General features: G+C 42.7%; 4 protein-coding genes. All 4 read left to right on the top strand.

Annotated features, from left to right (window positions below; translation table 11 throughout):
- The first annotated feature begins 89 nt into the window (after nucleotides 1-89).
- The 4 genes from B2V92_RS09575 to B2V92_RS09590 all read left to right on the top strand — a co-directional run bounded on the left by B2V92_RS09575 (nucleotide 90) and on the right by B2V92_RS09590 (nucleotide 4,050).
- Nucleotides 90-752 (top strand): hypothetical protein, encoded by a 663-nt coding sequence (locus B2V92_RS09575; RefSeq protein ID WP_349681424.1) that lies wholly within the window; start codon nucleotides 90-92, stop codon nucleotides 750-752.
- Between the two features lie 348 nt (nucleotides 753-1,100).
- Entirely contained in the window at nucleotides 1,101-2,324 is a 1,224-nt protein-coding gene (locus B2V92_RS09580; protein WP_293307270.1) for a DUF2264 domain-containing protein, read from the top strand.
- 89 nt (nucleotides 2,325-2,413) lie between these two features.
- Nucleotides 2,414-3,253 (top strand): 5-dehydro-4-deoxy-D-glucuronate isomerase, encoded by an 840-nt coding sequence (kduI, locus tag B2V92_RS09585; RefSeq protein ID WP_293307272.1) that lies wholly within the window; start codon nucleotides 2,414-2,416, stop codon nucleotides 3,251-3,253.
- 32 nt (nucleotides 3,254-3,285) lie between these two features.
- The gene (locus B2V92_RS09590; RefSeq protein WP_293307274.1) at nucleotides 3,286-4,050 is read left to right on the top strand and encodes an SDR family NAD(P)-dependent oxidoreductase; all 765 of its coding nucleotides are present in this window, start codon (nucleotides 3,286-3,288) and stop codon (nucleotides 4,048-4,050) included.
- Nucleotides 4,051-4,253 lie beyond the last annotated feature (203 nt).

Below are 4,253 nucleotides of genomic sequence, written 5' to 3' on the forward strand. Positions count from 1 at the left end.
GGAAGTAACAAACAAACATACCGTAGTTAAAATCAATCCAATCGTGGAACAAAAGTAAATACTGGGAGTGTCCGGTAATTATCGATAACATGATGAACCTCGAAATGTTAAACTGGACCAGTGATAACGGTGGCGATAAAAAGTTTAAGGAAATTTCGGTAATCCACGCCAATACAGCTTTAAAAAACCATTTTCGCCCGGATTTTAGCTCTTTCCATGTGGTAGATTATAACCCTCAGACCGGCGAAGTGATTAAAAAAGCAACCTGGCAGGGGGCTGCAAACTGCTCGGCATGGTCGCGCGGACAGGGTTGGGCTTTGTACGGTTACACTATGATGTACCGTTTTACCAAAGATCAAACCTATTTAAAACAGGCTAAGGGCATTGCCCATTTTATTTTAAACCATCCCAATTTGCCAGCCGATAAAATTCCTTTCTGGGATTTTGATGCACAGGGTATTCCTTTTGCCAAACGCGATGCTTCTGCCGGTGCATTAATGGCTTCGGCGTTGTTAGAACTTGCCCAATATGCTACGGGAAATGAAAAAACAGAATTTAAATCTGCTGCCGAAACCATGATCTACTCCCTTTCCAGCAGTGCTTACCATGCAAAACTGGGCGAAAACGGAGGTTATTTATTGATGCACAGCACCGGAGCCTATCCATTAAACAGCGAAATAGATGTACCTTTAATTTATGCCGATTATTATTACCTTGAGGCCTTGGCCCGTTATAAAAAATGGTATTTGTAGGGGGAATAATTGTAGGTGGCCAAAAAACCATATTAAAATTATGGTTTTTATGGAAATGAGGGTTCAGTAATGCTTAGGGAGCAGCAGCCCCGTTATCCGCTTTATCCCGATAGAAAAAATCGGGATGCCCGCTACTACCGGGTTTATGATCAGTGGTTTGTTGCATAGACACCCAACCTATAATATTAAGATATGCCTTGCCACCTAGACCCGATTGAAGTGAGCATCCTGATCCTTCATCAGGATAAAACGGAAAGCGGGAGGAAGCTTGAATAGTAATGCAGAAACCTGCTCTCCAAAAATGAAAAAAAACTGATTTTTGCAATTTACCGCAGATATTTAAAGAAAATGAAATACAAACTTATTTTTTCTGCATTAATGATCTGTTCGCAGTTTGCTTATGCACAAAAGAGAGCCAGCACAGGCGGCGAAGACCGTGCTTTTTGGGTAAAAACCTTAAACCGCATTGCCTATCCGGTAATCCATAACCTGGCCAACGAAACATTAAAAAAGAACATGCCGCTAGAAAAAGCACCTGGTTACGGCCTTAATGTTACAAAAGTTACCTATCTCGAGGCTTTAGGACGTACCATTGCCGGTGTGGCCCCATGGTTGGCATTGCCTGATGATGATACTACTGAAGGCAAACTCCGGAAAACCATGCGCGCCGAGCTTTTAAAAGCCCTGGCCAATTCGGTTAATCCCGAAAGTCCCGATTACATCAGTTACCGATCCGAAAGTCAGCCTATTGTTGATGCGGCTTACGTTGCCCATGCTTTTCTCCGTGCACCAAAAGCACTTTGGGAACCACTTGATGAAGTAACGAAAAAAAGGTTTATTGAAGAATTTAAATCGTTGCGTACACGTAGTGGCGCTTATAATAACTGGTTATTGTTTTCTGGCTTAACCGAAGGGTTTTTATTGAGCATTGGCGAACAATACGATCCTGCCCGTGTGCAGTTTTCGATCAATAAAATGAAAGAATGGTATGTAGGCGACAGCTGGTACAGTGATGGCGAAAAATTTAGTATGGATTATTACAATTCTTATGTTATCCACCCCATGTTGGTTGATTTGTTGAAAGTGTTGGTTGACAAGAAAAAAGCGCAGCAGGCCGATTACGACCTGGCATTGAAAAGAATGGTGCGCTATTCGGAATACCTGGAAAGAATTATTTCTCCTGAAGGTACTTATCCGGCTTACGGTCGGTCGATTACCTACCGTACAGCGGCATTTCAGGCTTTGGCACAAACGGCTTTAATGGAAAAACTGCCCGAATATGTTAAGCCTGCACAGGTACGCTGCGCTTTAACAAAAGTGATGCACAACCTGTACGATGGCAAGCAGAATTTTGATGGACAGGGATGGCTGGTGCTGGGCTTTAACGGCCATCAGCCGGAAGTGGCCGATACCTATACCTCAACCGGGAGTTTATACATGGCAACATTAGGTTTTTTAACCCTAGGCTTACCTGCAGATCATAAATTCTGGACAGATGCACCTGCACCATGGACCAGTTTAAAGGCCTGGGGCGGAGAAAGTATAAAAAAGGATTATAAAGTTGAGTATTAATACCAATAATAAATATCGTATAAATATATTTGCGGATAGGATCTGGAATATGAGCCAGATCTGGTCCCAAAACTCAATTTTTTTAACCAATGAATAAATTCGAAAGCCGTTACGCCCAAAGTCCAAAGGAAGTTAAACAAATGGATACCGCCGCTCTGCGGGAAAACTTCCTCATCGAAAACGTATTTGAGGCAAACCAGGTAAACTTAACCTTATCACATTTTGATAGATACATTGTTGGCGGGGCTATGCCTGTTGATCAGAAAATTGCTTTACCAAACCCGGATGATTTAAAAGCAACCTACTTTTTAGAGCGCAGGGAACTGGGTATCATTAATGTTGGTGGCAAAGCAATTGTAACAGCCGACGGTGAAAAGTACGAATTGGATTATAAAGAAGCCTTATACATTGGAAAAGGTACAAAAGAAGTTTTCTTTGAATCGGCTACTCCAGGCGAAGCCGCTAAATTATACATCAATTCGGCTCCTGCACACCAAACTTATCCAAATAAAAAAGTAAGCAAGGCCGAAGCAGAAATTGTAGAATTGGGTACGCCAGAAACGGCTAACCACAGGGTAATCAACAAATTGTTGGTAAACAGTGTATTGCCAACCTGCCAGTTGCAGATGGGAATGACCGAACTAAAATCGGGAAGTGTTTGGAACACCATGCCAGCGCATACGCACGATAGAAGGATGGAAGCTTATTTTTACTTCGAAGTTCCGCAGGGGCAGAGTGTTTGCCACTTTATGGGGCAGCCGCAGGAAACCCGCCATATATGGATGCAGGGCGATCAGGCGGTAATTTCACCAAACTGGTCTATCCACTCCGGTGCCGGTACCAGCAATTATACCTTTATTTGGGGTATGGCCGGCGAAAATCTTGATTATGGCGATATGGATCACTGTGCCATTACTGAATTGAAATAAACCGTAATCCTCAACAGAATTAAGAAAATATCATGTCGAACATATTTAATTTAGCAGGTAAAACTGCCTTGGTTACCGGTTGTAAAAGAGGTATTGGTAAAGCCATGGCCCTGGCTTTGGCCGAAGCCGGAGCCGATATTATCGGTGTTTCTGCCAGTTTGGAACTGGAGGGAAGCAGTGTAGAAAAAGAAGTAACCGCATTGGGCAGAAAATTTTATGCCTACCAGTGCGATTTTGGCAAACGCGAAAATACCCTAGCCTTTGCTGCGCAGGTAAAAGCCGATCATCCGGTTATCGATATTTTAGTAAATAATGCCGGTACCATCTTACGTAAACCGATTGCCGAACACCCTGATGAGTATTGGGATGAAGTAATTGCCGTAAACCAGACAGCACCTTTTATTTTAACAAGGGAAGTAGGTAGGGATATGGTAGCACGTGGTAGCGGAAAAGTAATTTTTACCGCATCTTTATTATCGTTTCAGGGTGGTATTACGGTACCAGGTTATGCGGCAAGTAAAGGTGCAATTGCTTCTTTAACCAAAGCTTTTGCTAACGAATGGGCCTCAAAAGGAGTAAATGTAAATGCCATTGCACCGGGTTATATCGCAACCGATAATACCACTGCTTTACGCGAAGATCAGGATAGAAGCACTTCAATTTTATCGCGTATCCCTGCCGGAAGATGGGGAACCCCAGAAGATTTTAAAGGACCAACCTTATTTTTGGCCTCACCGGCCAGTGATTATGTACACGGAACAATTTTAACCGTTGATGGCGGTTGGATGGGAAGGTAATTAGTCCTAAGTCTGGAGTCTTTAGTCCTGAGTCGAAGATTCAGGTAATTCAAACCTGCGAAGTTTTTTTATTAATATCGTCATGCTGAATTTATTTCAGCATCTTCCTCACGAGCCAGCGCTCGTTTCTAACGAGCGTTGAATAATTTATCGTTTACAAACGATAGAATCGTTTAGCTACTTATGCACTCGTTTGGAAACGA

The sequence above is a fragment of the Pedobacter sp. UBA5917 genome, assembly GCF_002432345.1.
Taxonomy (GTDB): Bacteria; Bacteroidota; Bacteroidia; order Sphingobacteriales; family Sphingobacteriaceae; genus Pedobacter.

What these genes read in the sequence shown, in the direction of transcription:
- kduI (WP_293307272.1), top strand. Translation starts at nt 2,414, where the DNA reads ATGAATAAATTCGAAAGCCGTTACGCCCAAAGTCCAAAGGAAGTTAAA.
- B2V92_RS09575 (WP_349681424.1), top strand. Translation starts at nt 90, where the DNA reads ATGATGAACCTCGAAATGTTAAACTGGACCAGTGATAACGGTGGCGAT.
- B2V92_RS09580 (WP_293307270.1), top strand. Translation starts at nt 1,101, where the DNA reads ATGAAATACAAACTTATTTTTTCTGCATTAATGATCTGTTCGCAGTTT.
- B2V92_RS09590 (WP_293307274.1), top strand. Translation starts at nt 3,286, where the DNA reads ATGTCGAACATATTTAATTTAGCAGGTAAAACTGCCTTGGTTACCGGT.